This is a genomic window from Mycobacterium sp. NBC_00419 (assembly GCF_036023875.1).
Lineage (GTDB): Bacteria > Actinomycetota > Actinomycetes > Mycobacteriales > Mycobacteriaceae > Mycobacterium.
Window position 1 is genome coordinate 3,608,987 of sequence record NZ_CP107931.1, and the last position, 26,475, is coordinate 3,635,461.

General features: G+C 67.8%; 26 protein-coding genes and 1 tRNA gene. 19 read left to right on the plus strand and 8 right to left on the minus strand.

Annotated elements, in window-relative coordinates; genetic code table 11:
• The first annotated feature begins 76 nt into the window (after nucleotides 1-76).
• Together OG976_RS17220 and OG976_RS17225 are read left to right on the plus strand one after the other, a co-directional pair.
• Complete coding sequence (locus OG976_RS17220; protein WP_328351123.1) at nucleotides 77-292, plus strand: hypothetical protein; 216 nt, start codon at nucleotides 77-79, stop codon at nucleotides 290-292.
• A 116-nt stretch (nucleotides 293-408) separates the two neighbouring features.
• Entirely contained in the window at nucleotides 409-1,455 is a 1,047-nt protein-coding gene (locus OG976_RS17225; protein WP_328351126.1) for a serine hydrolase domain-containing protein, read from the plus strand.
• Between the two features lie 4 nt (nucleotides 1,456-1,459).
• On the opposite strand, the gene fadD8 is transcribed toward OG976_RS17225, so the two are convergent.
• A complete protein-coding gene (gene fadD8 / locus OG976_RS17230) occupies nucleotides 1,460-3,058 on the minus strand; it encodes a fatty-acid--CoA ligase FadD8 (protein ID WP_328351129.1) in 1,599 nt (532 codons plus the stop codon).
• A gap of 129 nt (nucleotides 3,059-3,187) precedes the next feature.
• Between fadD8 and OG976_RS17235 the strand changes: the two genes are divergently transcribed.
• The 8 genes from OG976_RS17235 to OG976_RS17270 all read left to right on the plus strand — a co-directional run bounded on the left by OG976_RS17235 (nucleotide 3,188) and on the right by OG976_RS17270 (nucleotide 11,054).
• A complete protein-coding gene (locus OG976_RS17235; RefSeq protein WP_328351131.1) occupies nucleotides 3,188-4,756 on the plus strand; it encodes a long-chain-fatty-acid--CoA ligase in 1,569 nt (522 codons plus the stop codon).
• Nucleotides 4,756-5,748, plus strand: a complete 993-nt coding sequence (locus OG976_RS17240; RefSeq protein ID WP_328351134.1) for an o-succinylbenzoate synthase — start codon at nucleotides 4,756-4,758, stop codon at nucleotides 5,746-5,748. Before OG976_RS17235 ends, OG976_RS17240 begins: the two co-directional genes overlap by 1 nt.
• A 98-nt stretch (nucleotides 5,749-5,846) precedes the next feature.
• Complete coding sequence (locus OG976_RS17245; RefSeq protein WP_328351137.1) at nucleotides 5,847-6,269, plus strand: hypothetical protein; 423 nt, start codon at nucleotides 5,847-5,849, stop codon at nucleotides 6,267-6,269.
• Nucleotides 6,270-6,366: 97 nt separating this feature from the next.
• Nucleotides 6,367-7,314, plus strand: coding sequence for a GlxA family transcriptional regulator (locus OG976_RS17250; protein ID WP_328351140.1), 948 nt, complete (start codon nucleotides 6,367-6,369; stop codon nucleotides 7,312-7,314).
• A gap of 10 nt (nucleotides 7,315-7,324) precedes the next feature.
• Entirely contained in the window at nucleotides 7,325-8,065 is a 741-nt protein-coding gene (locus OG976_RS17255; RefSeq protein WP_328351143.1) for a DJ-1/PfpI family protein, read from the plus strand.
• Nucleotides 8,062-8,850: an alpha/beta fold hydrolase gene (locus OG976_RS17260; protein WP_328351146.1), complete on the plus strand. Its 789-nt coding sequence runs from the start codon at nucleotides 8,062-8,064 to the stop codon at nucleotides 8,848-8,850. The genes OG976_RS17255 and OG976_RS17260 overlap by 4 nt, the downstream gene beginning before the upstream one ends.
• Nucleotides 8,851-8,904: 54 nt before the next feature.
• Nucleotides 8,905-10,530, plus strand: a complete 1,626-nt coding sequence (gene menD / locus OG976_RS17265) for a 2-succinyl-5-enolpyruvyl-6-hydroxy-3-cyclohexene-1-carboxylic-acid synthase (RefSeq protein WP_328351149.1) — start codon at nucleotides 8,905-8,907, stop codon at nucleotides 10,528-10,530.
• A complete protein-coding gene (locus OG976_RS17270) occupies nucleotides 10,530-11,054 on the plus strand; it encodes a DUF3592 domain-containing protein (RefSeq protein WP_328363684.1) in 525 nt (174 codons plus the stop codon). The genes menD and OG976_RS17270 overlap by 1 nt, the downstream gene beginning before the upstream one ends.
• On the opposite strand, the gene OG976_RS17275 is transcribed toward OG976_RS17270, so the two are convergent.
• Complete coding sequence (locus OG976_RS17275; protein ID WP_328351152.1) at nucleotides 11,015-11,677, minus strand: DsbA family protein; 663 nt, start codon at nucleotides 11,675-11,677, stop codon at nucleotides 11,015-11,017. The two genes, OG976_RS17270 and OG976_RS17275, sit on opposite strands and share 40 nt — an antisense overlap.
• 88 nt (nucleotides 11,678-11,765) lie before the next feature.
• On the opposite strand from OG976_RS17275, the gene OG976_RS17280 reads away from it, so the two are divergent.
• The 3 genes from OG976_RS17280 to OG976_RS17290 all read left to right on the plus strand — a co-directional run bounded on the left by OG976_RS17280 (nucleotide 11,766) and on the right by OG976_RS17290 (nucleotide 13,932).
• Nucleotides 11,766-12,905: a glycosyltransferase family 4 protein gene (locus OG976_RS17280; protein WP_328351155.1), complete on the plus strand. Its 1,140-nt coding sequence runs from the start codon at nucleotides 11,766-11,768 to the stop codon at nucleotides 12,903-12,905.
• Nucleotides 12,906-12,979: 74 nt separating this feature from the next.
• Nucleotides 12,980-13,549, plus strand: coding sequence for a hypothetical protein (locus OG976_RS17285; RefSeq protein WP_328351158.1), 570 nt, complete (start codon nucleotides 12,980-12,982; stop codon nucleotides 13,547-13,549).
• Nucleotides 13,546-13,932: a hypothetical protein gene (locus OG976_RS17290; RefSeq protein ID WP_328351160.1), complete on the plus strand. Its 387-nt coding sequence runs from the start codon at nucleotides 13,546-13,548 to the stop codon at nucleotides 13,930-13,932. The genes OG976_RS17285 and OG976_RS17290 overlap by 4 nt, the downstream gene beginning before the upstream one ends.
• 287 nt (nucleotides 13,933-14,219) lie before the next feature.
• Here the strand turns inward: OG976_RS17290 and OG976_RS17295 are convergent, their stop codons facing one another.
• Nucleotides 14,220-15,044 carry an SDR family oxidoreductase gene (locus OG976_RS17295; RefSeq protein WP_328351162.1) on the minus strand — a complete coding sequence of 275 codons (825 nt, stop codon included), beginning with the start codon at nucleotides 15,042-15,044 and terminating at the stop codon, nucleotides 14,220-14,222.
• A gap of 56 nt (nucleotides 15,045-15,100) precedes the next feature.
• On the opposite strand from OG976_RS17295, the gene OG976_RS17300 reads away from it, so the two are divergent.
• Complete coding sequence (locus tag OG976_RS17300; protein ID WP_328351164.1) at nucleotides 15,101-15,787, plus strand: demethylmenaquinone methyltransferase; 687 nt, start codon at nucleotides 15,101-15,103, stop codon at nucleotides 15,785-15,787.
• Here the strand turns inward: OG976_RS17300 and OG976_RS17305 are convergent.
• Together OG976_RS17305 and menJ are read right to left on the minus strand one after the other, a co-directional pair.
• On the minus strand, nucleotides 15,784-17,367 hold the full coding sequence (locus OG976_RS17305) for a phytoene desaturase family protein (protein ID WP_328363687.1): 1,584 nt from the start codon (nucleotides 17,365-17,367) through the stop codon (nucleotides 15,784-15,786). The genes OG976_RS17300 and OG976_RS17305 overlap by 4 nt on opposite strands.
• A gap of 131 nt (nucleotides 17,368-17,498) precedes the next feature.
• On the minus strand, nucleotides 17,499-18,719 hold the full coding sequence (gene menJ / locus OG976_RS17310; protein WP_328351166.1) for a menaquinone reductase: 1,221 nt from the start codon (nucleotides 18,717-18,719) through the stop codon (nucleotides 17,499-17,501).
• A 20-nt stretch (nucleotides 18,720-18,739) separates the two neighbouring features.
• On the opposite strand from menJ, the gene grcC1 reads away from it, so the two are divergent.
• The 3 genes from grcC1 to OG976_RS17325 all read left to right on the plus strand — a co-directional run bounded on the left by grcC1 (nucleotide 18,740) and on the right by OG976_RS17325 (nucleotide 21,331).
• Complete coding sequence (gene grcC1 / locus OG976_RS17315) at nucleotides 18,740-19,747, plus strand: nonaprenyl/(2E,6E)-farnesyl/geranylgeranyl diphosphat synthase (RefSeq protein WP_328351168.1); 1,008 nt, start codon at nucleotides 18,740-18,742, stop codon at nucleotides 19,745-19,747.
• A gap of 72 nt (nucleotides 19,748-19,819) precedes the next feature.
• Nucleotides 19,820-20,683: a zinc metalloprotease HtpX gene (gene htpX, locus OG976_RS17320; RefSeq protein ID WP_328351170.1), complete on the plus strand. Its 864-nt coding sequence runs from the start codon at nucleotides 19,820-19,822 to the stop codon at nucleotides 20,681-20,683.
• A 102-nt stretch (nucleotides 20,684-20,785) separates the two neighbouring features.
• Nucleotides 20,786-21,331: a hypothetical protein gene (locus tag OG976_RS17325; protein ID WP_328351172.1), complete on the plus strand. Its 546-nt coding sequence runs from the start codon at nucleotides 20,786-20,788 to the stop codon at nucleotides 21,329-21,331.
• Between the two features lie 6 nt (nucleotides 21,332-21,337).
• Here the strand turns inward: OG976_RS17325 and OG976_RS17330 are convergent, their stop codons facing one another.
• The 3 genes from OG976_RS17330 to OG976_RS17340 form a co-directional block, all read right to left on the minus strand.
• Nucleotides 21,338-22,363: an NAD(P)H-dependent glycerol-3-phosphate dehydrogenase gene (locus OG976_RS17330; protein ID WP_328351174.1), complete on the minus strand. Its 1,026-nt coding sequence runs from the start codon at nucleotides 22,361-22,363 to the stop codon at nucleotides 21,338-21,340.
• A 60-nt stretch (nucleotides 22,364-22,423) separates the two neighbouring features.
• Nucleotides 22,424-24,043, minus strand: coding sequence for a flavin-containing monooxygenase (locus tag OG976_RS17335; RefSeq protein WP_328351177.1), 1,620 nt, complete (start codon nucleotides 24,041-24,043; stop codon nucleotides 22,424-22,426).
• 79 nt (nucleotides 24,044-24,122) lie between these two features.
• Complete coding sequence (locus tag OG976_RS17340; protein ID WP_328351180.1) at nucleotides 24,123-24,614, minus strand: YajQ family cyclic di-GMP-binding protein; 492 nt, start codon at nucleotides 24,612-24,614, stop codon at nucleotides 24,123-24,125.
• A 98-nt stretch (nucleotides 24,615-24,712) separates the two neighbouring features.
• Here OG976_RS17340 and OG976_RS17345 point away from each other — a divergent pair.
• Both OG976_RS17345 and OG976_RS17350 read left to right on the plus strand, forming a co-directional pair.
• Nucleotides 24,713-24,795, plus strand: a tRNA-Tyr gene (locus OG976_RS17345).
• Between the two features lie 143 nt (nucleotides 24,796-24,938).
• On the plus strand, nucleotides 24,939-26,396 hold the full coding sequence (locus OG976_RS17350) for a beta strand repeat-containing protein (protein ID WP_328351183.1): 1,458 nt from the start codon (nucleotides 24,939-24,941) through the stop codon (nucleotides 26,394-26,396).
• The last annotated feature ends 79 nt before the right edge of the window (nucleotides 26,397-26,475 follow it).

Below are 26,475 nucleotides of genomic sequence, written 5' to 3' on the forward strand. Positions count from 1 at the left end.
TTGACACCCCCGGCAGTAAGTGACCTGAATCACGTATCTCTGATAAGGTGAGCACCCTCACATATGGAGGTGTTCGATGACGGTTGTGAACGATCCGACCCATGCGGCGCTGGCTGCGTCGTCGTCGACGCCCGGCAACCTGTCCCGCATCTTCATGGCTGTCGTTTTGACCCTCGTCGTGATCGCGGCCATCGTGGGCATCGTGATCGCGGCAGCCTCCGGACAGGGGCACGCCGTTGTCGGCATCACCCTGATCGCCGGCGGGCTGCTGGGCGCCGCAGCGCTCTGCTGAGGCGCTTACCTGCCGCCACGTCATTCCTGGCGACGACAACCGCTGTTCTCGCCTCGACGCTGGCGTTTGCGCTGACCTCGCCAGGCTCGGCGGCCGCCGACCCCCAGTCGTCGGCATTGCAAGCCAGGTTGCTGCCGCTGGTCACCGAGCAGATGACGGCGATGGGGATCCCAGGGCTGATCGTCTCGGTGCACACCCCGGACGGGGCGTCCTGGCAAGCGGCGCTGGGGGTTTCCGATGTCGCGACCCGGACTCCCATGGACGTCGCCGACCATGTGCGAATCGGCAGCATCACCAAATCGCTGACCGCAACGGTGATCCTGCAGCTGGCGCAGGAGGGCCGGCTGCGCCTCGATGATCCGCTAGCACCGTATTTCCCCGGCGTGCAGACGAATCGGGCGACGATCCGTCAGGCCCTGCAGCTGACAAGCGGAATCGCCGACTACACCACCGACGCGTTCCTCAACGCGCTGGCCGTTGCGCCACAACGGGTTTGGTCACCCGCGGAGCTGGTCGGCCTCATCGCCGACGAGCCCCCCATGTTCCCGGCCGGCAGTAGCTGGTACTACTCGAACACCAACTACGTGATACTGGGAATGATCGCCGAGCAGGTCACCGGAGCGCCGTTGGGACGGCTCATCACCGATCGCATCTTCACTCCGCTGGGCATGACCGGGTGTTCGTTCCCGGCCGCCACCGACACCACGATTCCCGCACCGAGCTCGCGTGGCTACATGCTGAGCACGACGTGGGACCGGCCGCCGACTCCGCCCGCGCCGTTGCCGGCGCTGGTGGACGTTACCGACTTCAACCCGTCATGGGCAGCCGGTGCCGGGCAGGCCATCTGCACCGTCGACGACTTGGTGGTGTGGGCGCGTGCGTTGGCCACCGGCGAGCTGCTCGACGCAGACATCCAGGCGCAACGACTCACGTGGTACCCGACCGGGGATCCGCACGCGAAATACGGACTCGGCGTCGTCAACATCAACGGCCTCGTCGGGCACAACGGCGAGATCAGCGGCTTCATGAGCCAAGCAGCCCGACGCGAGTCCGACGGCACCGTCATCGTCGTGCTCAGCAACCTGATGCTCGCCCCGGATCTCACCGAGCCAGCAACCGCGATCAGTGAGCTGATCTCGCGGGCGATACCCCCTAAGCCGTAGCGGATCAGCCGATCGCGCGGTCGGCGCCTTCCCAGAACTGTGCGCGCACGGCCTTCTTGTCCGGCTTGCCCAGCGCGGTCACCGGTACCGAGTCGACGACGATCACTTGCTTGGGTGACTGCACCGAGCCCTTGCGCTCCTTGACGGCGGACTGGATCTCCTCGGTCAAGGTGGCCACCGACGCCTCGTCGGACGGATGATCCGGGCGCAGCACGATCACCGCGGTGACGGCCTCGCCCCACTTCTCGTCGGGGGTGCCGATCACGCAGACCTGCGCCACCGCGGGATGCTCGGCCACGACGTCCTCGACCTCGCGGGGGAACACGTTGAACCCGCCGGTGACGATCATGTCCTTGACCCGGTCGACGATGAACCAGAAGCCGTCCTCGTCCTCGCGGGCCATGTCCCCGGTGTGCAGCCAGCCGCCGGAGAAGGTCTTGGCCGTCTCCTCGGGCAGGTTCCAGTACCCGCCGCTCAGCAGCGGCCCGGACACGCAGATCTCACCGACTTCACCCTGGGCCACTTCATTGCCGTCGGCGTCGAGCAAGGCGGTGCGCGCGAACAGGGTGGGCCGCCCGCAGGAGGTCAGCCGCTTCTCGTCGTGGTCGGCCTTGGCCAGATACGTGATCACCATCGGCGCCTCGGACTGCCCGTAGTACTGGGCGAAGATCGGTCCGAAGCGGCGGATCGCCTCGGCCAGGCGCACCGGGTTCATCGCCGAGGCGCCGTAGTACACCGTCTCCAGCGACGACAGGTCACGGGTGTGCGAGTCCGGATGGTCCATCAGCGCGTAGATCATCGACGGCACCAGCATGGTGGCGGTGATCTTCTGCTCCTCGATCACCCGCAGCACCTCGGCCGGGTCGAACTTGGTCAGCACCACCAGTTCGCCGCCCTTGATGATGGTCGGTACGAAGAACGCCGCACCGGCATGCGACAGCGGGGTGCACATCAGAAAGCGCGGGTTCTCCGGCCACTCCCACTCGGCGAGCTGAACCGTCGTCATCGTGGTGATCGACTGGGCGGTGCCCAGCACACCCTTGGGCTTACCGGTGGTTCCGCCGGTGTAGGCCATGCCGCCGACGTGATCGGGCGGCAGGTCGGCTGCCACCAACGGCTTCGGGGAGTACTTGGCGGCTTCGGCGATCAGGTCGACCGCCGAATCGGCCAGCGCGTCGGGCACCGGGCCGAGCGTGAGCACCTGTTTGAGGCCGGGCACCTTCTCCAACAGGCCCAGCGCCCGCTCGACGAACATCGGGTTGGGGTCGATGATCAGCGACGTCACGCCCGCATCGTTGAGCACGTACGCGTGATCGTCGAGCGAGCCTAGAGGGTGTAGTGCCACCCGCCGGTAGCCCTGGGTCTGGCCGGCGCCGATGATCATCAGCACCTCGGGCCGGTTCAGCGACAGCAGCCCGGCCGTCGCGCCGGTCCCGGCGCCGAGGGCCTCGAAGGCCTGGATGTACTGGCTGATCCGGTCCGCCAGCTGGCCACCGGTCAGCGTGGTGTCGCCCAGGAACAGCACCGGCTTGTGCTTGTTGCGCTTGAGCGCGCCGACGGTCAGATGGCCGGAATGCAGGGGATGGCGCAGCAGGTCACTCATGGCTCCAGACTAGAACGTGTTCCAGATCGTAAGGAAGGGCTGTCTTACTTCGCCCTGCGCGGCCTAAGCCCGCGGCCGATATCTGCAAGCTGCAGACCCACATTTGTCGCGCATGGCACCCTGTCCGGTATGCAGCAGCCTCCCGAACCGCGCTTTCTCGACGACCGGCCGGCGTACTGGGCCGAGCACACACCCGACAACGAAGCCGTCGCGTATCTGAGCCGCAGCTGGACCTGGGCGCAGTGGTATGACCGGATCCGCCGATGCGCAGGCGCACTCAAGGATCGCGGTATCGGCCGCGGCGACGTGGTCGCATTCCTGGACAAGAACCACCCGGCCTGCGTCGAGGTGACGATCGCGGCATCCTCGCTGGGCGCGGCCACCGCGGTCATCAACTTCCGGCTGGCCGGTGAGGAGATGGACTACGTCCTCAACGACTGCGGTGCCAAGCTTCTCGTCGTCGGCACCGAACTGATCCCGGGCATCGACAAGATCCGCGACAAGCTGGTTCACGTCGACAGCGTCATCGAGGTCACCCCCGAGGGCGACCAGGGCGACCAGTACGAGTCCATGCTCAACGCGGCCACGCCCGTGGGGCGTCAGCACGATGTGCAGCCCGACGACGCCTGCCTGATCATGTACTCCTCGGGTACCACCGGGCACCCCAAGGGTGTCACGCTCAGTCAGCGAAACCTCTTGGCGCACACGTTGAATGCCGGCACCTTCGAGTTCGGGCCCACCGACAAGAACATGGTAGCCATGCCGCTGTTCCACGTCGGCGGATCGTCGTATGTGCAGTACGGCATCCACGCCGGTATCCCGACCATCATCACCCGGGAAGCCGACGGGGCGGCGCTGGCCGGGGCGATCCTGCAGGGCGCCAATCGCACCTTCCTGGTACCGGCGGTGCTGGGCAAGGTCCTTGAGTCCGGCGAGGACGCGGTCAAGTTGTTCGGCGCGCTGAAGACCTTCGTCTACGGGGCATCGCCGATGCCGCCCGCGTTGCTGAAATCCGCGCTGAAGGCTTGGCCGGAAACCGATTTCATCCAGGTGTACGGGTTGACCGAGGTGTGCGGTGCCATCACCCAGCTCTCACCGGAGGTCCACCGCGACGAGTCACGGCCGGATCGCCTGGTCAGCGCCGGACAGCCGGCCCGTGAGGTCGAGGTGCGCGTGGTCGACCCCGACACTCTTGACGAGGTGCCGATCGGCCAGCCCGGCGAACTGTGGTTCCGCACACCGCAGTTGATGCTGCGCTATCACAACAAGCCGGACGCCACCGCGTCCGCGGTCACCGAGGACGGCTGGTTCCGCTCGGGTGACATCGGCCGCGTCGACGCAGACGGGTTCGTCTTCGTCGAAGACCGCCTCAAGGACATGATCATCTCCGGCGGCGAGAACATCTACTCCGTCGAGGTGGAGCGGGTGCTCACCGACCACCCGGCGGTACTGGATGCAGCCGTGTTCGGCGTCCCCGATGAGAAATGGGGCGAGTCGGTCAAGGCAGTCGTCGAATTGTCCTCTGGCCAAAGCACTTCCGAGGAGGAGCTGATCGCGTGGTGCCGTGAGCATCTGGCGCGCTACAAGTGCCCGCGCAGTGTGGAGATCTCCCCGGAGTTGCCGCGCAACCCCACCGGCAAGCTGCTCAAGAGGGATCTGCGCAAGCCGTACTGGGAGAACCGCGACCGCGCCATCTGATGACGCCGCCGCTCGAGGATCTACTGGAGCGCCTGCACGTCGTCTCGCTGCCGATGCAGGTGCGCTTCCGCGGCATCACCGTTCGCGAGGTGGCGCTCATCGACGGCCCCTCGGGGTGGGGGGAGTTCGGCGCGTTCCTGGAGTATGAGCCACCGGAGGCAGCTTTCTGGCTCGCGGCGGGCATCGAATCCGCTTACGGGGCCAAGGTTCCCGCGGTCCGCGACGTCATCGCGATCAATGCGACGGTGCCCGCGGTGCCGCCCGATCAGGTGCCCGCCGTCCTGGCACGGTTCCCGGGAGCGCGCACCGCCAAGGTGAAGGTCGCCGAACCGGGGCAGACGCTGGCCGACGACGTCGCGCGGGTCAATGCGGTGCGTGCGGTGATCCCGACGGTGCGGGTGGACGCCAACGGCGGGTGGACGGTCGACGAGGCGGTCGCGGCGGCGCGCGCATTGACTGTCGACGGTGGGCTGGAGTACATCGAGCAGCCCTGCCGCACCGTGGCCGAGCTGGCCGAGGTGCGACGGCGGGTGGCCGTCGCGATCGCTGCCGACGAGAGCATCCGCAAGGCGTCCGACCCGCTGGCGGTGGTGCGCGCCCGGGCTGCCGACATCGCGGTGGTCAAGGTCGCACCGCTGGGCGGGGTCCGCGCGCTGCTGGACATCGCCGCCGAGATCGACATCCCGGTGGTGGTCTCCAGTGCTTTGGATTCGGCCGTCGGCATCGCGGCCGGACTGGCCGCAGCGGCGGCACTGCCGCGCCTCGAACACGCCTGCGGCCTGGGCACCGGCGGGCTGTTCGTCGAGGATGTCGCCGACATCGTCCCGGTGGACGGCGGGCTTCCCGTCGTCGACGTCAGCCCCGACCCGGCCCGGCTCGCTGCGCTCGCCGCCCCCGCCGACCGCCGCGACTGGTGGATCGCCCGCATCCGCGACTGCCACCCCCTGCTCACCCTCGCCCAAACCGACAAACGGGCGGGAAGCTACGAGTAGATCGCGCCAAAACGTCGATCTCGCGGTCATGGATTCGTTACCCCACCGCGGTCCGCCGCGCGCCATACTGAGCCCACGCGTGTATCGGAGGTTCGGCCATGAGGAAAAGGGTGCTGTCGGTGACGATGGCCTCGCTGATCCGGCCGACCGGGCCCGCCGCGGTGAAGGTGAGCACTGACGGCTGCGTTGGCATGGTTCCCCGTGAACTGGTCGCGGCCACGGTGAGCGGGTCGCGCTGGGAGTCGCTGAGCAGCCGCCACGGCGTGGTGTTCTGGTTCACCGGCCCCGGCGCGCAAGCTTTGCCAGTGAATCGCCTTGCGACACAACTGCTTTTGGCGACGTCGCGCTGGACTGCGGCGGACGTCCCGTTGTTGCGGGGACTGGTACTGGTCGGTGCCCGCAGCGCCATCGGCACGCCGACGGCACTGTCGATGGCCCAGTTCGAGGTGCTCAACTCCTGGTCGCTGCTGTCCTGGCGGTCCCGCCGAACGCTGCGCAGACGAATCGAGTGCGCGGGCTAGGGGAGTGCCGCCGGCGCCACCCGCGCCGCCGGATCTGTCCTGATGTGTGGGATACATGGCGTAGACGCCATCGCATCGAGGGCGAACACTGAAAGTCATGACGCGATCGGTGGTGATTCTCGGCTTCCCCGGCGTTCAGGCGCTGGACCTGGTCGGGCCGCACGACGTGTTCACCGGCGCGGCTCTGCTCACCGAAGGCGGCTACCGCGTCAGCGTGGTCTCGCGGACCGGGGAACCCGTCGCCACACCGACGGGTCTGGCGTTCGTCGCCGAGGCGATGCCGCACCCCGCAGACATCGACACCCTGGTGCTTCCCGGCGGTGGTGGCGTCGACGCCGCCCGGGCCGACCCGGACACCATGGCCTGGATCGAGCGGGCCGTCGCGAACTCCCGCCGCGTCGTCAGCGTGTGCACCGGCGCCTTCCTGGCCGCACAGGCCGGCCTGCTCGACGGCCACCGCGCCACCACGCACTGGGCCTTCGCCGACCGGCTGGCCAGTGAGTTCCCGGCCGTCACCGTCGACCCCGAGCCGATCTTCGTGCGCAGCACCCCGACGGTGTGGACGGCGGCCGGGGTGACCGCCGGCATCGACCTCGCGCTCGCGCTCGTCGAGGAGGACCACGGCACCGAGGTCGCCCAGACCGTCGCCCGCTGGCTGGTGCTTTACCTGCGCAGGCCGGGCGGCCAGACCCAGTTCGCCGCACCGGTGTGGATGCCGCGCGCCAAGCGGGTACCGATCCGCGAGGTGCAGGAGATCGTCGAATCCGAACCCGGCGCCGCACACAGCATTACCGAGTTGGCGCGGCGTGCGGCGATGAGTCCGCGGCACTTCACCCGGGTCTTCACCGACGAGGTCGGCGAGGCTCCGGGTGCCTACGTCGAACGGGTCCGCACCGAAGCCGCCCGCAGGCAGTTGGAGGAGACCGACGACACCGTCGTCGCCATCGCGGCCCGCTGCGGGTTCGGAACCGCGGAAACCATGCGCCGCAACTTCATTCGCCGCATCGGCGTCTCGCCGGACCACTACCGCAAAACGTTTGCATAAAGGAGAACCCATGACCCAGATCGCCATCGTGCTGTACCCGGGTTTCACCGCGCTCGACTTCATCGGACCCTACGAGGTGTTGCGCAACCTTCCTGACACCGAGGTGCGCTTCGTGTGGCACGAACCGGGCCCGATTGCCGCCGACTCAGGAGTGCTTGTCGTCGGCGCCACCCACTCCTTCGACGAAACACCCTCCCCGGACATCGTTTTGGTGCCCGGCGGGATGTCGACCTTCGAACACGCCCAGGACCCGAAGGTGCTCGACTGGGTGCGCCGCGCGCACGAAACCGCCAGCTGGACAACGTCGGTCTGCTCGGGGTCGCTGATCCTGGCGGCCGCCGGAGTGCTCGACGGCAAACGCGCGACGTCGCATTGGATGGTCGTGCCGATGCTGCGCACCTTCGGCGTCACCCCGGTCAGCGACGAGCGGATCGTGCGGGAAGGCCAGATCGTCACCGCCGCCGGAGTGTCGGCCGGCATCGATCTGGGTCTGTGGCTCGCCGGGCAACTCGGCGGTGAGGCGCGCGCCAAGGCGATCCAGCTCGTCATCGAGTACGACCCGCATCCGCCCTTCGACTCCGGTCACGTCTCCAAAGCCTCAGCCGCCACCAAGGCGTCGGCCACCGCGATGCTGTCCAAGGAGACCGTTGCCGGCCATCAGCTCACCCAGTCCGTGCGGCTGCTGTGGCGGGCGGCGTTGCAGACGGCCCGCGATAAGCGCAGGAAGGGTCGCGTAGCCTCTGCCAGGTGATCAACCTGGCCTACGACGACACCGGCTCCGGCGATCCAGTGTTGTTCATCGCTGGAACCGGCGGCGCGGGCCGCACCTGGCACGTCTACCAGGTCCCTGCCTTCCAGTCCGCCGGTTACCGCTGCATCACCTTCGACAACCGCGGTATCGGCGCCACCGAGAATGCCGGCGACTTCTCCACCGAGCAGATGATCGCCGACACCGCGACGATCATCGAGGAAGTCGTGGGCGGACCCACCCGCATCGTGGCGATGTCGATGGGCGCCTTCATCGCCCAGGAGCTGATGCTGGCCCGCCCGGAACTGGTCAGTCAGGCCGTGCTGATGGGCACCCGTGGCCGCGTCGACACCACCCGGCAGTCGTTCCGCGCCGCCGAGAGCGCGCTGGTCGACTCCGGAATCGACCTCCCACCGGCGTATGCCGCGAAAGTTCGTGTGCTGGAGAACTTTTCGCCCAAGACGATCAACAACGACAACGCCATCACCGAGTGGTACGAGATGTTCACGGCGTTCCCGCTCAAGCGCACACCGGGGTGGCGGGCGCAGCTGACGGTGGTGCCCACCCAGAACCGGCTGCCGGCCTACCGGTCGATCACTACGCCGGTGCTCGTGATCGGTTTCGCCGACGACGTGATCACCCCGGCGGCGCTGGGCCGTGAGGTGGCCGACGCCCTGCCCAACGGCCGCTACGTCCAGATCGGGCACACCGGCCACCTCGGCTTCCTGGAGCGCCCGGACACCGTCAACAGCGCGATGCTGGACTTCTTCGCCGGCACGCTCGTCTGACCTGACCTGACCTGGGCGTTCCCGTCCGAATTCCGGATATGACACGCTGTAGTGGTGAACCCATCGACGGCTCAGGCTCGGGTCGTCGTCGACGAATTGATTCGCGGCGGCGTCCGCGACGTCGTGCTGTGCCCCGGCTCACGTAACGCGCCGCTGGCCTTCGCACTGCACGACGCCGACCGTGCGGGCCGGCTTCGTCTGCACGTACGCATCGACGAGCGCACCGCCGGCTACCTGGCGATCGGCCTCGCGCTCGGCGAGGGCGCGCCGGTGTGTGTGGCGATGACCTCCGGTACGGCGGTCGCCAACATGGGTCCCGCGGTAGTGGAGGCCAATTACGCCCGCGTGCCGCTGATCCTGTTGACCGCCAACCGGCCCTACGAACTGCTGGGCACCGGCGCCAACCAGACCTTCGAGCAGCTGGGCTACTTCGGTACCCAGGTCCGTGCGGCGATCAGCCTGGGCCTGGCCGAAGGTGCCTCGGACAAACTGGACTCCCTCAACGCGCAGTGGCGGTCGGCGACCTGCCGTGTGGTCGCCGCCGCGACCGGTGCGCGCACCGCGAATGCGGGGCCGGTGCAGTTCGACATCCCGCTGCGCGAGCCGCTGGTGCCCGACGAGAACGTCGTCGCCGGTGACCTCCCGCCGGGCCGCCCCGACGGCAGGCCGTGGACGTACACCCCGCCGGTGATGTTCGACCAGCCGCTGGAGATCGACCTCACCCCGGACACCGTCGTCATCGCCGGGCACGGCGCGGGCCTGCACCCTAATCTCGCGCATCTGCCGACGGTCGCCGAGCCGACGGCCCCGCACGCGTCGAACGCCCTGCACCCGCTGGCCCTGCCGCTGCTGCGGCCCAAGCAGGTCATCATGCTGGGCCGCCCGACGCTGCACCGGACGGTGTCGAACCTGCTGGCCGACCCATCGCTTCCGGTGTTCGCCCTGACTACCGGTCCGCGCTGGCCGGACGTGTCGGGCAACTCGCAGGCCACCGGAACCCGCGCCGAGACGATCGGTGAGCCGGACCCGGACTGGCTGCGCCGCTGCGCGCAGGCCAATGAGCACGCGGTGGCAGCGGTCCGCGAGCAGCTGGCCGCCCATCCGCTGACCACCGGGCTGCACGTTGCCGCAGCCCTGGCCGACGCGGTGGGCCCGGGGGACCAGGTGGTGCTGGGTGCGTCCAATCCGGTGCGCGACGCCGCACTGGTCGGGCTGAACACCGAGGACCTCAAGGTGCGCTCCAACCGAGGCGTGGCCGGCATCGACGGCACGGTGTCGACGATCATCGGCGCCGCCCTGGCCCATCCGGGCCGCACCCTGGCGCTCATCGGTGACCTGACGTTCGTGCACGACAGCTCGGGTCTGTTGATCGGACCGACGGAGCCGACGCCGCGCAACCTCACCATCGTGGTGTCCAACGACAACGGCGGCGGCATCTTCGAGCTGCTCGAACAGGGTGACCCGCGGTTCTCCGATGTGTCCTCGCGGATCTTCGGCACCCCGCACGACGTCGACGTCGGCGCGCTGTGCCGGGCCTACCACGTCGACTCCCGCCAGATCGAGGTCGACGAACTCGGTGCTGCGCTTGCCGAAAGCCACGACGGGATGCGGGTTTTGGAGGTCAAGGCCGACCGGTCCTCGCTGCGGCAGCTGCACGCCGCCATCAAGGCGGCACTGTGATCGGCAGGCTGCGAGCCCTGCTGGAACCCGCGCTGCCCCGGCGCACACCCGATGTTCCCGACACGCCCCGGCGGAAAGTGTTGCGCTGGAGCAAGTGTGCGGTGTGGATCGTCATCGGTCTGGTCAGTCTGCAGTCGATCCTGCTGGTGGCCGGGGCGTGGCGCAACGACCGGCAGATCGAACGCAACATGGGAGTCGCCCAGGCCGAGGTGCTCTCGGCCGGGCCGCGGCGATCGACGATCGAGTTCGTCACCCCCGACCGGATCACCTACCGTCCCGAGCTCGGGGTGCTCTACCCGTCGGAGCTGGCCGAGGGGATGCGCATCTACGTCGAGTACGACAGGGACGACCCGGATCTCGTTCGGGTGCAATACCGCAACGCCTCGCTGGCGATCGTCCCGGCCGGCTCGATCGCGGTGGTCGGCTGGCTGATCGGTGCGGCGCTGCTGGCGGGCCTGGTCGTGGCGGAACGCCGGGTGAACCGTCAGGACGACATCAGCTTGGACAGCCAGTTGTTGTTGTAGATGTCGACGGTGTCACCCTTTGTCAGGTCATACACCGTCGGAGTGCCGGTGTTGACCGGGTCCACCTCGTAGAGGTACTCGAAGTTGGTGTCCGCCAACTCTTTCAGGTTCACCGCGTCCTTGCCCGACGTGACGACCGCGACGGCCTCGGACGGGATCCCGCTCTCGCGCGCCATCTCGGCCAACTCGTCGTTGCCCGGTCCGGTGCCGCCGGGATCCTGGTGGCTCCACAGGTCCTCGACGAATTTCTGGAACGCTTTGGCCGACGTCTTGGGGCCCGCGACAGCGAACAGGGCATTGGCCACCCGCTCGGAGTGCCGTTTGGTAGCGGGGGTGTCCAGGAACGTCAATGGCCGGTAGGTGACGGCGAGCCGGCCGAGGTTCATGTAGGTGACCAGCTGATCGCCGAAGTCCTTCTGCAGATCTGCGCAGTGGGTGCATTGCGGTTCGGTGTAGAGCTCGATCTGCACCGGCGCATTCGGGTCACCGGCCAGGATGCCGAACCCGTCTTTGGTGATCGCCGTCGACGGGCCGTTCGGATCCACTTGTGCCACACCGGCGACAGCCTTGGTGCAGCCGGTGAGCAGCAGGAGTGTCAGCATGAGCGCAGACAGGTAGCGCATGCCTCGCACCGTACCGCCCCACCAGCTTTTCGTGTCCCGTATGCCTGGAGGCAACCTCGCTGACAGGCGCCGCTGAGACCCTCGATGCGTGCGCGTTGCGATTGTCGCCGAGTCCTTCCTGCCCAACGTCAACGGAGTCACCAACTCGGTGCTGCGGGTGCTGGAGCATCTGCGCCGTACCGGGCACGAAGCACTCGTCATCGCCCCGGACAATCCGCGCGGTGAACAGCCCGCCGACCGCATCCACGACGGGATTCGGGTGCACCGGGTGCCGGCCCGGATGTTCCCGAAGGTGACCTCACTTCCGCTTGGGGTGCCACGGCCGCGGATGGTCGGGGTGTTGCGCGGCTTCGATCCGCACGTCGTGCACCTGGCGTCCCCGGCGCTGCTCGGCTACGGCGGTCTGCACGCCGCGCGTCATCTCGGGGTGCCGACGGTCGCGGTGTTCCAGACCGACGTCGCCGGGTTCGCCGAGAGCTACGGCGTGGGCGTCGCCTCCCGCGCGGCGTGGGCGTGGACCCGGCACCTGCACTCCCGGGCCGACCGCACCCTGGCGCCGTCCACTGCGGCAATGGAAGACCTTGCTGCACATAATATTCCGCGCGTACACCATTGGGGTCGCGGCGTCGACGTCACCGGGTTCGCGCCGTCCAATCGCGACAATGAACTGCGCCGCGAGTGGTCGCCGCAGGGCAAACCGATCGTCGGCTTCGTGGGACGGCTGGCCCCGGAGAAGCACGTCGAACGGCTGGCGGCCCTGGCCCACCGCGACGACCTGCAGGTGGTGATCGTCGGCGACGGCATCGACCGCGCCAAACTGACGGCCCTGCTGCCGCGCGCGGTGTTCACCGGCGCGCTCTACGGCGAGCAGTTGGCCGCCGCCTACGCCAGCATGGACGTCTTCGTCCACCCGGGCGAGCACGAGACGTTCTGCCAGGCCGTCCAGGAAGCGATGGCCTCCGGGCTGCCGGTGATCGCGCCCGATGCGGGCGGACCCCGCGACCTCGTCGCGCCATATCGCACCGGGCTGCTGTTGCCGGTGCCCGAATTCGAGCAGCGGCTCACCCAATCCGTCGAGCACCTGCTCGACGAGCGCCCCCGCTACGCACAGGCCGCGCGGCGCAGCGTGCTCGGCCGCACCTGGCCGGCGATCTGCGATCAACTGCTCGGCCACTACGAGGCCGTGCAGGCCGAGGGCCGGTCCCGGCGTCGGATTCGGGCGGCATAGTTCCGCACGGAAATTGACGTTTGCGCACACCTCGTCGGGGTATCCGCGCCTCATCGAGACGAGGAGGTCGCCGTATGCCCGACTGGGGATGGATTCTGATCGCGGTTCTGGCCGTCATCGCGCTGGCGGCGATCGTCGTCGCAGCGCGCGCCACCGCGGAGCGCCGCCGCACCACGAGGCTCAAAGAACACTATGGGCCCGAATACCACCGCGCGGTCGGCCAGACCGGCGACCCGAAGGCCGCTGAAAACGAGCTGCTGGCCCGCGAACACAACCGTAAGCAGCTCGACATCGTGGCGCTGCCTGCCGATGCGCAGGCGCAGTTCGGTGAGCACTGGAAGGCGGTGCAGAGCGGATTCATCGACAACCCCGCCGCCGCGGTGGCCGACGCCGATCGCCTGGTCACTCTCGTGATGCGCGAACGCGGCTATCCCGTCGATGAGTTCGACCAGCGCGCCGCCGACATCTCCGTCGACCACCCCGACGTGGTCGAGAACTATCGCAGCGCGCACGCCATTCACCTGGCGCAGGAACGCGGCGATGTCGGGACCGAGCAGCAGCGCGAGGCCTTCGTTCACTACCGCGCGCTGTTCACCAAACTCCTCGGCGCCGACGAGGAGTCCACCAAGGAGAGGCAAGCATGACAACACCTGAGCCGCAGCACACCGATCTGCCCCGGACCGCCGCGCCGGTCGAGCCGTCGGCCGAACCGGGCCAGCATTCCGCGGTGGCCGCCGATGCGACGCACCACGACGGCGAATCGCTGTTCCACGGCGTCGACCTCTCCGGCCTGCGGTCGCGGTGGGACGAGGTTCAGGCGGCGTTCGTCGACGACCCGCGCGACTGCGTGCAGAAGGCGGACGGGTTGGTTTCCGAGGTCGTCGACCAACTCACCACCGGGTTTGCTCAGGCGCGGGAACGCTTGGAGGAGCAGTGGTCTCGCGGGCAGGAGGCCTCCACCGAGGATCTTCGCCAGGCGTTGAAGAGTTATCGCGAGTTCTTCCAACGGTTGCTGTCGGTCAGCTGAACATTTGCGAGAAGGCTTTCCTTTCAGTGTGATTCGGGGCACACTGGAGCACATCGGGGAAATTGACGCGGGAGCCGACCGCACCTCACCACTCAACCTCCCATGGACGGGGGCAGCATCTCATGTCTGATGCGACCTATCGCCAAGAACTTCAATCGTTTGCTGTCGAACTACGTAAGCTGGCATACACAATGCCTGCCGGCCACGAGGATCGGCTGATTCACCTCAGTGAACGCATGGCCCGGCGGGCGCTCCAGCTGCTTGCACGTGACGCGCACGCCATATAACTAGCCCTGCGCCTCGACGGCGACAGGCTGCCACTGCTCCCAGTTGGCCAACCGGCTTTCGTAGTCGGCCCTGGCGACCTGCAGCGGCGACTCCCCGAAGAACACCCGCAGCGGCGGGGTCTCGGCGTCGACGACCTTGAGTAGGGCAGCGGCCGAGGCCTGCGGGTTGCCGGGCTTGGCCCAGCGCTGCGCGCGCGCCTCGGCGACCTGCTGGTGCAGCTCGGCGTAATCGGGCAGCGGCTCGGAACGCTTCGAGGACGGTCCCGACCAGTCGGTGTCGAACCCGCCGGGTTCGATCAGCGTGACTTGGATGCCGAACGGTGCGACTTCCTGGGCCAGCGACTGGGAGAAGCCCTCCAGCGCCCACTTCGAGGCGTGGTAGATGCCGACGAGCGGAAACGCGGTGATCCCGCCGATCGAGGACACCTGGATGATGTGGCCGCTGCCCTGGGCCCGCAGGAACGGCAGCGCGGCCTGGGTCACCCACAGCGCGCCGAAGACGTTCGTCTCGATCTGGTCGCGCGCGTCGGCCTCGCTGAGTTCCTCGACGAAACCGAAGTGGCCGTAGCCGGCATTGTTGACGACGATGTCGAGCCGGCCGAAGTGGTCGTGGGCGGCTGTGACCGCGGCGAAGTCGGCGTCGCGGTCGGTGACGTCGAGCGCGATCGGCAGGATCGCGTCGCCGTACGTGTCGACCAGATCGGCCAGGGTGTCGGTGTTGCGGGCGGTCGCGGCGACCTTGTCGCCGCGTTCGAGGGCCGCGATCGTCCATTCCCGGCCGAAGCCGCGGGATGTGCCGGTAATGAACCACACTTTTTCGCTCATGGTTTTAGCCAACGCATGGTGCGGCTCAGGATTCCCGCTCGGGTAGCGTCGTTTCGGTGAGCCGCGCGACGCTGGACAAGGATCCCCGTGATGTGGCGTCGATGTTCGACGCTGTGGCGCGCCGCTATGACATCACCAACACCGTGCTCTCGCTGGGCCGGGACCGTGCCTGGCGGCGGGCCACCCGCTCGGCGCTGAGTATCGGGCCGGGTGACACCGTGCTGGACCTCGCCGCCGGTACCGCGGTTTCGACGGTCGAGCTGGCCAAGTCCGGGGCGTGGTGTGTGGCCGCCGACTTCTCTATCGGCATGCTGCAGGCGGGGCTGGAGCGGCCGGTCCCCATGGTGGGCGCCGACGCCACCAAGCTGCCGTTCGCCGACGAGGTGTTCGATGCGGTGACGATCAGCTTGGGCCTGCGCAATGTCGTCGACCATTCCGCCGGGCTGCGCGAGATGGCCCGCGTCACCAAGCCGGGTGGCCGGCTGGTGGTGTGCGAGTTCTCCACCCCCGTGGTGCCGGTGTTCTCGACCGTCTACAAGGAATACCTGATGCGGGCGTTGCCGAAGGTGGCCACCGCCGTGTCGAGCAATCCCGAGGCCTACGTCTACCTGGCCGAGTCCATTCGCGCCTGGCCCGATCAGGCCGAGCTGGCCCGTCGCATTGAGGCGGCCGGTTGGTCGAAGGTGCGCTGGCGCAACCTCACCGGCGGCATCGTCGCCCTGCACGCCGCCGTCAAGCCCTAACGGCCGGCGTCGGCGAGCACCTGATAGCCGGCGTTGTAGCCCGGGATGAACGTGATCCCCGGCCCGCCGTGGCAGCCCGCACCACCGAGGTAGAGGCCCTCGATCGGGATGGGCTCGTCGAGAAAGCCCTTGGGCCCCGGCCGGTTTGGCCCCATCAGCTCGGGCTGCAGCAGGCCCTGGCAGAAGTCGCCGTTGGGCGCACCGAACATGGTGTTCATGTGGTACGGCGCGAAGGTGATGTTGCGGATCGCGATGTCCTGGAAGTTGGGCGCGTACTTGGTGATCTTGTCGATGACGACCTTGGCCATCTCGTTCTTGAGGTGACCGTGCTGCTCGCGCGGCGCCTCGGTGGGGAAGGCGTAGACGTAGACGCTGGCCGCGTGCTTACCCTCCGGCGCCATCTCGGGGTCGCCGACGGTCGGGATCTGGATCGACAGCGCCGGGTTGTCCGGGACGATGCCGAATCGGCAGTTGTCCCACTGTCGCTGCTGAGTCTCCGGCGAGCCGAACATGCCCACCGACATCTGCATGCCGGGTTCGTTGAGGAAGTCGTACGGTGCGGCGTACTCGGGCAGGCCGTCGAGGGCGAAGTGGATCTGCAGGTAGGAGCCGCGGTGGTCACGCCCGCCGAGGCGGGTCACCAGTGACGACGGAAGGTATTCGGCCCCAACCAGATCCAGCAGCGTGGTGTCGGGTGCGAGGTTGGAGACGACGACGGGTGCGGTGATGGTTGTGCCGTCCTTGAGTCGAACCCCGGTGACCTTGGCATTCTCGACGAGGATCTTGTCGACCTTGGCGCGGTAGCGGATCTCGCCGGCGGCCTCGAGGTAGAGCTTCTTGAGGTGGTCGGACAGTGCGCCGATGCCGCCCTTGATCTTGCTGGTCATCTGACCGCCCTCTTCGGGCATGGCCAGGGCGAACGCCAAACACGTTGCGCTGCCCGGGGTGTAGGGCCCGCGGTAGGTGGAGTTGACCGCCAGGAAGGCCAGCATGCCGCGGATGACGGCGTGCTTCTCCTTGTCTGGCACGTAGCGGTCGATGACGTCCATCGCCGAGCCGAACAGCATGTCGTGGATGGCGCGGCGCTCGTTCTCGTCGGCGGCGCAGGCGTACATCTCGTCGATGGTCTTCGGCGCTTCCAGAGCGTCGAAGCGGCCCAATGCCTTTCGTGGCCCGGTGGCCCAGCCGTACAACTCGGCCATGCCCATCACGGCCTCCATGCCGTGCTTCTCGGCCATCTGGGTCATCATCACCATGGGGTCGTGGTGGAAGACCATCGGCTCTTCGCCGTTCTCGCCGAGGTTGACCGACATGATCTCGTTCTCGAGGACCGGCAGCGTGTCCAGGCCGAGCTCGGAGTTGATCTTCGCCGCGGTGGGGAAGCGGATCGAGCCGGCGATCTCGAACTGGAACCCGTCGATGAGCTCGACGGTGGCCGCCATGCCGCCGCTGTAGGTGTTCTGCTCCAGGATCAGCGTGCGCAGACCCGCTTGTTGAAGGACCGCGGCCGCGGTCAAACCGTTGTGCCCAGCCCCCACGATGATGGCGTCATAGTCAGTCATGCGGCGGAGTTTATGCAGCGCGGGCCCGCTCCGGGCGATGTTTTGTCAAATTTGTCATTTATCCGCGCTGCGGGCCCCGCGACGGTGCGTGTCGGTACGCGGACACGCCGTTGTGGCGGGCAGTTCGCGCACGCTCGGGGCTGGCGGGCTCAACTGAACGGCTTGCGTCGGTCCAGGATTCGCGACGCGAAGCCCGTCGACCGCCACACCCGGGCCACCATGTCGGCGTCGTCGTCGGTGACCAGATTGCCCATCACCCGCACCGCCAGGCCCATCAGCCGTGACGAGCGCATCGCCACCGGGCCCGTCGCAGGCAGGAAGCGCGGCAGCGTCAGCAGCAGTCCAAGTCGTCGGGCCGCCGAGAAGCCCCGCCCGTAGTGGTCCTGCAGCAGCGCCGGCCAGGCCGTCGCGACATCCGCGGCGCCGAGCATGTCGGCGGCCAGCCGCCCGGTCTCCAGCCCGTAGTCGATGCCCTCGCCGTTGAGCGGGTTCACGCAGGCCGCGGCGTCGCCGATCAGCATCCAGTTGGGCCCGGCCACCCCGGAGACCGCCCCGCCCATCGGCAGCAGCGCCGAGGACACCGCCCGCGGCGGGCCCTGGAAACCCCAGGACTCCCGCTTGAGGTCGGTGTAGTGCTTGATCAACGGCCGCAAGGCCACCTCGGCAGGTCGTTTGGCGGTGGCCAGCGCGCCGACGCCGATGTTCACCTCGCCGTTGCCCAGCGGGAAGATCCAGCCGTAGCCGGGCAGCACCTGCCCGTCGACCGACCGCAGCTCCAGATCGGAGGAGATCCACGGCTCCGAGGCCCGCGGCGAGGCCACATATCCGCGCGCGGCCACCCCGTACACCGTCTCCTGATGCCACTGTCGGCCCAGCACCCGTCCGAACGGGGAGCGGGCACCGTCGGCCACGATCACCCAGCGGCACCGCACCGACGAGCCGTCGGCCAACACCACAGCGTCCACCGCGCCGCGCGAATCCCTAGACACATCAACGGCTTTCACGCCGAGCAGCATCGCCGCCCCGGAGTCCTCGGCGACCTTGCGGATCCGGTCGTCGAGCTCGGTGCGCGGCACCGCCGAACCCCAGCCCGGGAACGACGGACCCGGCCACGGTACTTCCACGGAAGCGCCGAACCCGGCCAGCCGCAGTCCGTGGTGGCGGATGCGCCCGTCGAGCCACTCGCCCAGGCCCAGGCCCTGCAGTTCGAGGATCGCGCGCGGGGTCAGCCCGTCGCCGCACGCCTTGTCGCGGGGGAACTCGGCGGCGTCGACGACGAGGACCTCCCGGCCTGCGCGGGCGGCCCAGGCAGCCGCGGCAGAGCCTGCCGGTCCTGCCCCGACGATGACCACATCCGCGTGCCTGTCCACACTCCCAGTATGTTGGCAGGGTGAGGACACCGGCGACCGTGGTAGCGGGGGTGGACTTCGGCGACCCGGAGTTCGCCCAGAACGTTCGCGACGGGGTGGCCCGGGTCGAAGAGCTCATGGGCACCGAATTGCGTGGCGGTGACGAGCTGATGACCGAGGCCGTTCTGCACCTATTCGAGGCCGGCGGCAAGCGGTTCCGCCCGCTGTTTACCGTGCTCTCGGCCCAGATCGGGCCCGAGCCGGACGCCTGGCAGGTCACCGTGGCCGGTGCGGTCATCGAGATGGTGCACCTGGCCACGCTCTACCACGACGACGTGATGGACGAGGCGCAGATCCGGCGCGGGGCGCCCAGCGCCAACGCACGGTGGGGCAACAACATCGCGATCCTGGCCGGCGACTACCTGTTCGCAACGGCCTCCCGCCTGGTCAGCCAGCTCGGCCCGGACGCGGTGCGCATCATCGCCGAAACGTTCGCCCAGCTGGTCACCGGTCAGATGCGGGAGACCAAGGGCGCGGCCACCAACATCGACCCCGTGGACCACTACCTGAAGGTCGTCTACGAAAAGACCGCATGCCTGATCGCGGCCTCCGGCCAGTTCGGCGGCACGTTCTCCGGGGCCACCCAGGATCAGATCGAGCGGCTAAGCCGGCTGGGCGGCATCGTCGGCACCGCGTTCCAGATCTCCGACGACATCATCGACATCGACTCCAATCCTGACGAGTCGGGCAAGCTGCCGGGCACCGACCTGCGCGAGGGCGTGCACACCCTGCCGGTGCTGTATGCGCTGAACGAGACCGGCCCGGACGCCGATCGGCTGCGGGAGCTACTCAAGGGCCCGATCGAGGACGACGACAAGCTGGCTGAGGCGCTGGGGCTGCTGCGCGCCGGTGACGGGCTGGCCAAAGCGAAGGCCACCGTGGCCCGGTATGCCGAGCAGGCCGGGGCCGAGCTGGCGGGATTGCCCGACGTGCCGGGACGGCGCGCGCTGGCCTCCCTTGTTGACTACACGATCAACCGACACGGCTGACTGCTCTGCGGAACCTTGCGGCATACGCGGGGCGTTAGTCTGCCGAAGAGTGCGTTCGTAGGAGGAAACCTGATGACCTGGCATCCGACCACCAACCGGCTCAAGACGTTCGTTCTGCTCGTCGGGATGTCGGCCTTTATCGTTTTCCTCGGCTCGCTGTTCGGCCGCAACATCATGTTCCTGGCGCTGATCTTCGCGATCGGCATGAACGTCTACGTGTACTTCAACTCCGACAAGCTGGCGCTGCGTGCGATGCACGCCCAGCCGATCACCGAGGTGCAGGCTCCGCAGATCTACGCCATGGTGCGTGAGCTGGCCACCACCGCGCATCAGCCGATGCCGCGGCTCTACATCAGCGACACCGCCAACCCCAACGCGTTCGCCACCGGCCGCAACCCGCGCAACGCCGCGGTGTGCGTCACCACCGGCATTCTGAACCTGCTCAGCGAGCGTGAACTGCGGGCCGTCCTCGGCCATGAACTCTCACATGTCTACAACCGCGACATCCTGATCTCGTGTGTCGCCGGTGCGCTGGCGTCGGTGGTCACCGCGCTGGCCAACATGGCGATGTTCGCCGGGATGTTCGGCGGTAACCGCGAAGGTGGCACCAATCCCTTTGCTCTGCTGCTGGTTTCACTGCTGGGACCGATCGCGGCGACCGTGATCCGAATGGCGGTGTCGCGTTCGCGGGAGTACCAGGCCGACGAGTCCGGCGCCGAGCTGTCCGGCGACCCGCTGTCGCTGGCCTCGGCGCTGCGCAAGATCAGCGGTGGCGTGGAAGCCGCGCCGCTGCCGCCGAACCCGCAGCTGGCCGACCAGGCGCACCTGATGATCGCCAGCCCGTTCCGCTCCGGGGAGAAGATCGGCAAGCTGTTCTCCACCCATCCGCCGATCCAGGACCGGATCGCGCGGCTGGAGAAGATGGCCGGGTACTAGCTTTCCAGGCCCATCCGCGCAAGGTGGCCCAGCCGCGGAGGTAACGCGAGGGCGCTGAACACCGACAGTGCAACAAAGCAAGCGACTGAATAGGGTGGGCAGATGCTGAGCAGAATCCTGATCGGCGTGCTGGGGGTTTCCGCGGCGGTCGGTCTGGCGGGTAGCGCCTCGGCCGATCCGACGCCTGCCCCCGCGCCCGTGCTTCCCAACGTCAACGTCTACACCCCGATCAGCCCGGTGGACTACACCGTGATGGGCGGCAACTGGTATGCCTTCGCCGGCCCGCCCGGGGTGACGTGCGTGATCAACAAGCAGAACACCACCTACGGCTGCAGCGGACCGCTGCCGGGCGCGCCGGGCGGTGCGAACCTGGTCAGTGCCGGTGCCTCCGGTGAGCCGGGCTTCTCCACGACCGACCGGCCGATCTTCGCTTTGGCAGGTCCGGTCAAGCCGCTGCCGCCGAACACCCGCCTGGGCTTCCGCGACATCAGCTGCGGGGTCGACGGCGGCGGCGTGGTCGCGTGCGTCAACCAACACGACCAGGTGGGCTTCGTCGTCGGCCCGACCGCCACGTTCAGCTCGGGGCCCAGCCCGATGCTGGACCGCCCCGAGGGCACCAACCCGTACTTCCCGTCGCTGCCGGGCTAGAACGGGCTAGAACCGGGAGCCGTGCACTTCGTGGCCGGGCTTCTCGGCCATCAGACCGCGGTAGGCGTCGTCGACTTTGGCGCCGTGATTGACCACGGCGTCGACCTCGCGGGCGATCGGCATGTTGATGCCGTACTTCTCGGCGAACTCCATGATGACGCTGGCGGCTTTGACGCCCTCGGCGACCTGGTTCATCGACTCGATGATCTCCTGGACGGTCTTGCCTGAGCCCAGCTGCTCGCCGACGAAGCGGTTGCGGGAGCGCTGCGAGGTGCAGGTGACGATGAGGTCGCCCATGCCGGCCAGGCCGGAGAACGTGTCGCGCTGGCCGCCGACGGCCTCGCCGAGCTTGGACATCTCGCGCACGGCGCGGGCCATCACCATCGCGCGGGTATTCTCCCCGATGCCCAGCGAATAGCCCATGCCGACGGCGATGGCGTAGACGTTCTTCAGAGCGCCGGCGATCTCGACGCCGACGACGTCGTCGGTGGTGTAGGTGCGGAACCGTTTGGTGCGGAACATCTTTGCGAGGTTGGCGGCCAGGTTCTGGTCGGGCATGGCCAGCACGGCGGCGGCGGCGTAGCCCTCGGCGACCTCCTTGGCGATGTTGGGTCCGGCCAGGATGCCGGCCGGGTGGCCCGGCAGCACCTCGTCGACGATCTGGCTCATCCGCAGGTTGGTGCCCTGCTCGAGGCCCTTGACCAGGCTGACCACCGGGACCCAGGGTCGCAGCTCCTTGCCGAGTTCGGTGAGCACACCGCGGAAGCCGTGGCTGGGGACACCCATGACCACCACATCGGCGCAGCTGGCCGCCTCGGCGAAATCAGTGGTCGCGCGCAGCGTTTCGGACAACTCGACTTCGTCGCCGAGGTACTTCGAGTTGCGGTGGTTCTTGTTGATGTCGTCGGCGGTCTCGTCCGAACGCACCCACTGCAGGGTCGGGCCACGGCGGGAACAGATGGAGGCCACGGTGGTTCCCCAGGAGCCTCCGCCGAGGACGACGACGTTGGGTTCGCGGCGGTCAGGTGTCATGGCGTTCAGGTTATTGCCGACGTCCCTGGTTTACAGGGAGTTCGGCAATTGGGACCGTCGCTAGGCCGTCCGGCGAGCCTTGCGCGCCCGTGCTACCGCCAGCGCGGCGACCGCGGCGACCGCCGACGCAGCCACCACCTTCTTCGCCGTCCCGCCGGCGCGTACCGCGACGTCGGCGCTCAGTGGCGAGCCGACCCGGCCGAAGGTCATGTCCTCGCCGACCTTGTCGACGAAATGGTGGTCGATGGTGTCGGCCCAGTAGTTCTGCCGCACGGTCCACGGCCGCTTGGTGCCCGACTTCGGCAGCGCGTGCAGGTTGCGCAGCACGTAGCCGGCCTGCAGGTCCCAGGTGGGCTTCTCGGCGATCGGCTGCCCACCCAGATGCGGGGAAGCGTGGGTGAAGCTGTTGGCCTTCATGTACTCCATCAGCTTGGCCGCGGACTTCGCGGTCATGTCGGCGCGCAGCGTCCACGACGCGTTGGTGTAACCGATGCACCAGATCAGGTTGGGCACGTCCTCGAGCATGTGCGCCTTGTAGGAGTACCGGTCCTGCGGCTTGATCTCGTTGCCGTCCAAGCTGATTCGCACCCCGCCGAGCGCTTGGAGCTGCAGGCCGGTGGCGGTGACGATGATGTCGGCGTCCAGGTGCTGACCCGATTTGAGCGCGATGCCGGTCTCGTCGAAGTGGTCGATGTGGTCGGTGACCACCTCGGCGCGGCCATCGGAGATGGCCTCGAACATGTCACCGTCGGCCACCAGGCACATCCGCTGATCCCACGGGTTGTAGTGCGGCTTGAAGTGCACGTCCACCGGATAGCCCGCTGGCAGCAGGCTCTTGTTCTGCGCGCGGATGACGCTCTTCATCACCTCCGGGGCCCGGCGTGACAGCAGCCACGTCGAACCCTCGAACAGGGTGGCGATGAACCGCACGGTCATATGAGAGACCTTGCGCGGCAACGTTGTCCGGATCGCCTCGTTCAGCGGGTTCACCCGTGAGCCGGAGAACAGGTAGCTCGGCGAGCGCTGCAGCATCGTCACCTTGGCGGCGGTGCGCGCCAGTGCCGGCATCAGCGAGACCGCGGTGGCACCGCTGCCGATGACGACGATCTTCTTGCCGGTGTAGTCCAGATCCTCGGGCCAGAACTGCGGGTGCACCACGGTGCCGCCGAACTTCTCGATGCCGGGGAACTCGGGGGTGTAGGCCTCGTCGTAGTTGTAGTAGCCGGAGCCGAAGAAGACCAACCGGCTGCGGTAGGTCTTCGGGGTGCCGTCCTCGTCGACATGCACCGTCCAGGTGTCGGTGGCCGAGTCCCAGTCCGCGGACTGCACGTAGGTGCCGAACCGGATGTGCGGGGTGATGCCGTGCTTGCGGGCGGTGTCGGTCATGTACTCGCGGATGTGATCGCCGTCGGCAACGCCCTCCTTGCGGGTCCACGGCTCCCACGGCCAGGACAGGGTGAAGATCGAGGAGTCCGAGCGCACGCCGGGGTAGCGGAAGATGTCCCACGTACCGCCGATGCGGTCCCGGCGCTCCAGGATGACGTAGCGGGTGCCGGGGTTGCGTTCAGCGATGCGGTACGCGGCGCCGATCCCGGAGAATCCGGCGCCGATGATGACGACGTCGTAGACCCCGCCGTCCTGCTCGGCGAGTGTCGGGGCAATCTCCGGGGTAGCGGTCATCGCGGTCCTCGCTTGGTGCGTTATGTGGTCTCGGTCACCACATTAGGCACTGACCGCTGCGTCGGGCGAGGGCCCGTGGCTAGCGGTAGTTGACGAACTGCAGGGCGACGTCGAGATCGGCGCCCTTGAGCAAGGCGATGATGGCCTGCAGGTCGTCACGCTTCTTGGAGCTCACCCGGATCTCGTCGCCCTGGACCTGGGACTTGACGCCCTTGGGGCCTTCGTCGCGGATGAGCTTGTTGATCTTCTTTGCGTGCTCCTGGTCGATGCCCTGCTTGAGGGTGCCGCTGACCCGGTAGGTCTTGCCGCTGGCCTGCGGGTCGCCGGCGTCGAACGCCTTCATCGAGATGTCGCGGCGGATCAGCTTCTCCTTGAAGACGTCCACGGCGGCTTTGACGCGCTCCTCAGTGGAGCTGACGAGCTCGATGACCTCTTCGCCCTTCCAGGCGATGGTGGTGTCGGTGCCGCGGAAGTCGAACCGGGTGGACAGCTCTTTGGCCGCCTGGTTTAGCGCGTTGTCGACCTCTTGGCGGTCGACCTTGCTGACGATGTCGAACGATGAATCCGCCATTGGAGCCTCCTCGGTGTGATCGGCCGGTTTGTGCTTGGGGTACATCCTCGTTGTACCCTGCTACTCGCACCAAACCGGTCCCCGGTGAGGCGCGACCCGGCAGGTTGCCCGAGCGGCCAATGGGAGCGGACTGTAAATCCGTCGGCGAAAGCCTACACAGGTTCGAATCCTGTACCTGCCACGCTGTTCAGGCCCGTCTCGCGACGGGCTTGATTGCGTTAGGGACTACCGCGCGGCGTGTCCCCAGCCCCTGATGATGTGGCCATCGCGAAGCGCTCTAGCATCTTGCACTGACGTCAATACATCTAATGGGGAGCGGCATCAATGACCACCACTGTGAAGTCTCGTGCCGCGATAGTCAGTGTTCTGGCCGCCGGCGCCGCCGCGACCGGGCTGCTCACCGGCGCCGCTCTCGGGTCGGCCCCCACCGCGAACGCCACCTGTGCCTCATTCTTCGGCCTCGGTAACAGTGCCGAATGCACGAGCACACCGTTGAGCATCGCGATCGCGATCGGCCCCAACGCCACCGCCAACGCCAGCGGATTGTTCGGCGCCGCCTTCGCTCTCGGCGCGAACTCCGCTGCCACGACCGGTGATGCGTTCACCTTCGCCACCGCGGTCGGCGACGGCTCGACCGCGACCGCCCAGGGATTGTTCGGTCTGGCAACCCAACTCGGACCCAACGGCAGTGCCGTCACCAAGGGTTCGGGCCTGCTCGCCAACCTCGGGGTCAACATCGCGCTGAACGTGACCGCCCCGTGGGCGCCGGCCAACAGCAGCACCGTCTCGGCCGGTGGAACGGGCGCCGGCGGGAACCTCGCGATCAACCTGTTCGGCACCGGGACCTCCGGAAATCCGAACAGCATGCACGTGATCTCGGCCGGCCAGTTCGGCATCGCGACCAACGTCGGCGGCAGCAACAACTCCGTGGAATCCGGTCTGGCGGGAGCCGGTTCGGTGATCAACCTTGCCACCAACCTGTTCGGCAGCAACAACACCGTGTCGGCGCAGGGCGGCATCTTCAACTGGGCCACCAACCTTCTCGGCGATGGCAATACCGTCCAGACCAACGGCAGCCTGGTGAACACCGCGAGCAGCCTGTTCGGCAGCAACAACACCGTGCAGACGTTGGGTGGCTACCTGAACTGGGGCCGCAGCATCTTCGGTGACGGCAATACCGTCAGCGTCGCCGGCGGATATCAGAATGCGGCCAGGACCCTGTTCGGCGGCGGCAACAACGTCGCGATCGTCGGCGGTAACGGCAACACCGCACAGAACATCTTCGGCACCAACAACACCACCTCGATCACGGGTGGTTTCAACAACGTCGCCAGCAATCTGCTGGGCGGCAACAACAACAAGATCATCTCCGAGGGCGGCAACGTGAACTCGGTGCGCAACATCATCGGCAGCGACAACATCCTGACCGTCGGTGGCGCCGGTAGTAACTGGAACACCGTGCTCAACACGCTGGGCAACGGCAACACCATCAACGGCGGCGGGGCGGGCGGCAACTTCACCGCCGGCTTCAACGCGCTGGGCAGCACCAACACGGTGAACGCCGGCCCCGGACCGCTGGTCCTGGCCGGAACCGTCCTGGCGAACGGCCAGTCGGTTACCAAGACCACCCCGGGCATCGCGATCAACAACTTCGTCGTTGGCGGGGCGTCGGCGGTCAACCCGCAGGGCGGCAAGGCCACGAAGAAGAGTGCAACCACCAGCAAGAGCACCGCAGGTGGAAAGTCGTCCGCGACCGGTGGGAGCAAGCGGGGCGATCAGTAGCCGACGCCCTGGGCCGACTGTTCGCCAATTTGCCACTAGCAAATGGCGCCTGTGATGCTTGATCGTGCAATACTGCTGA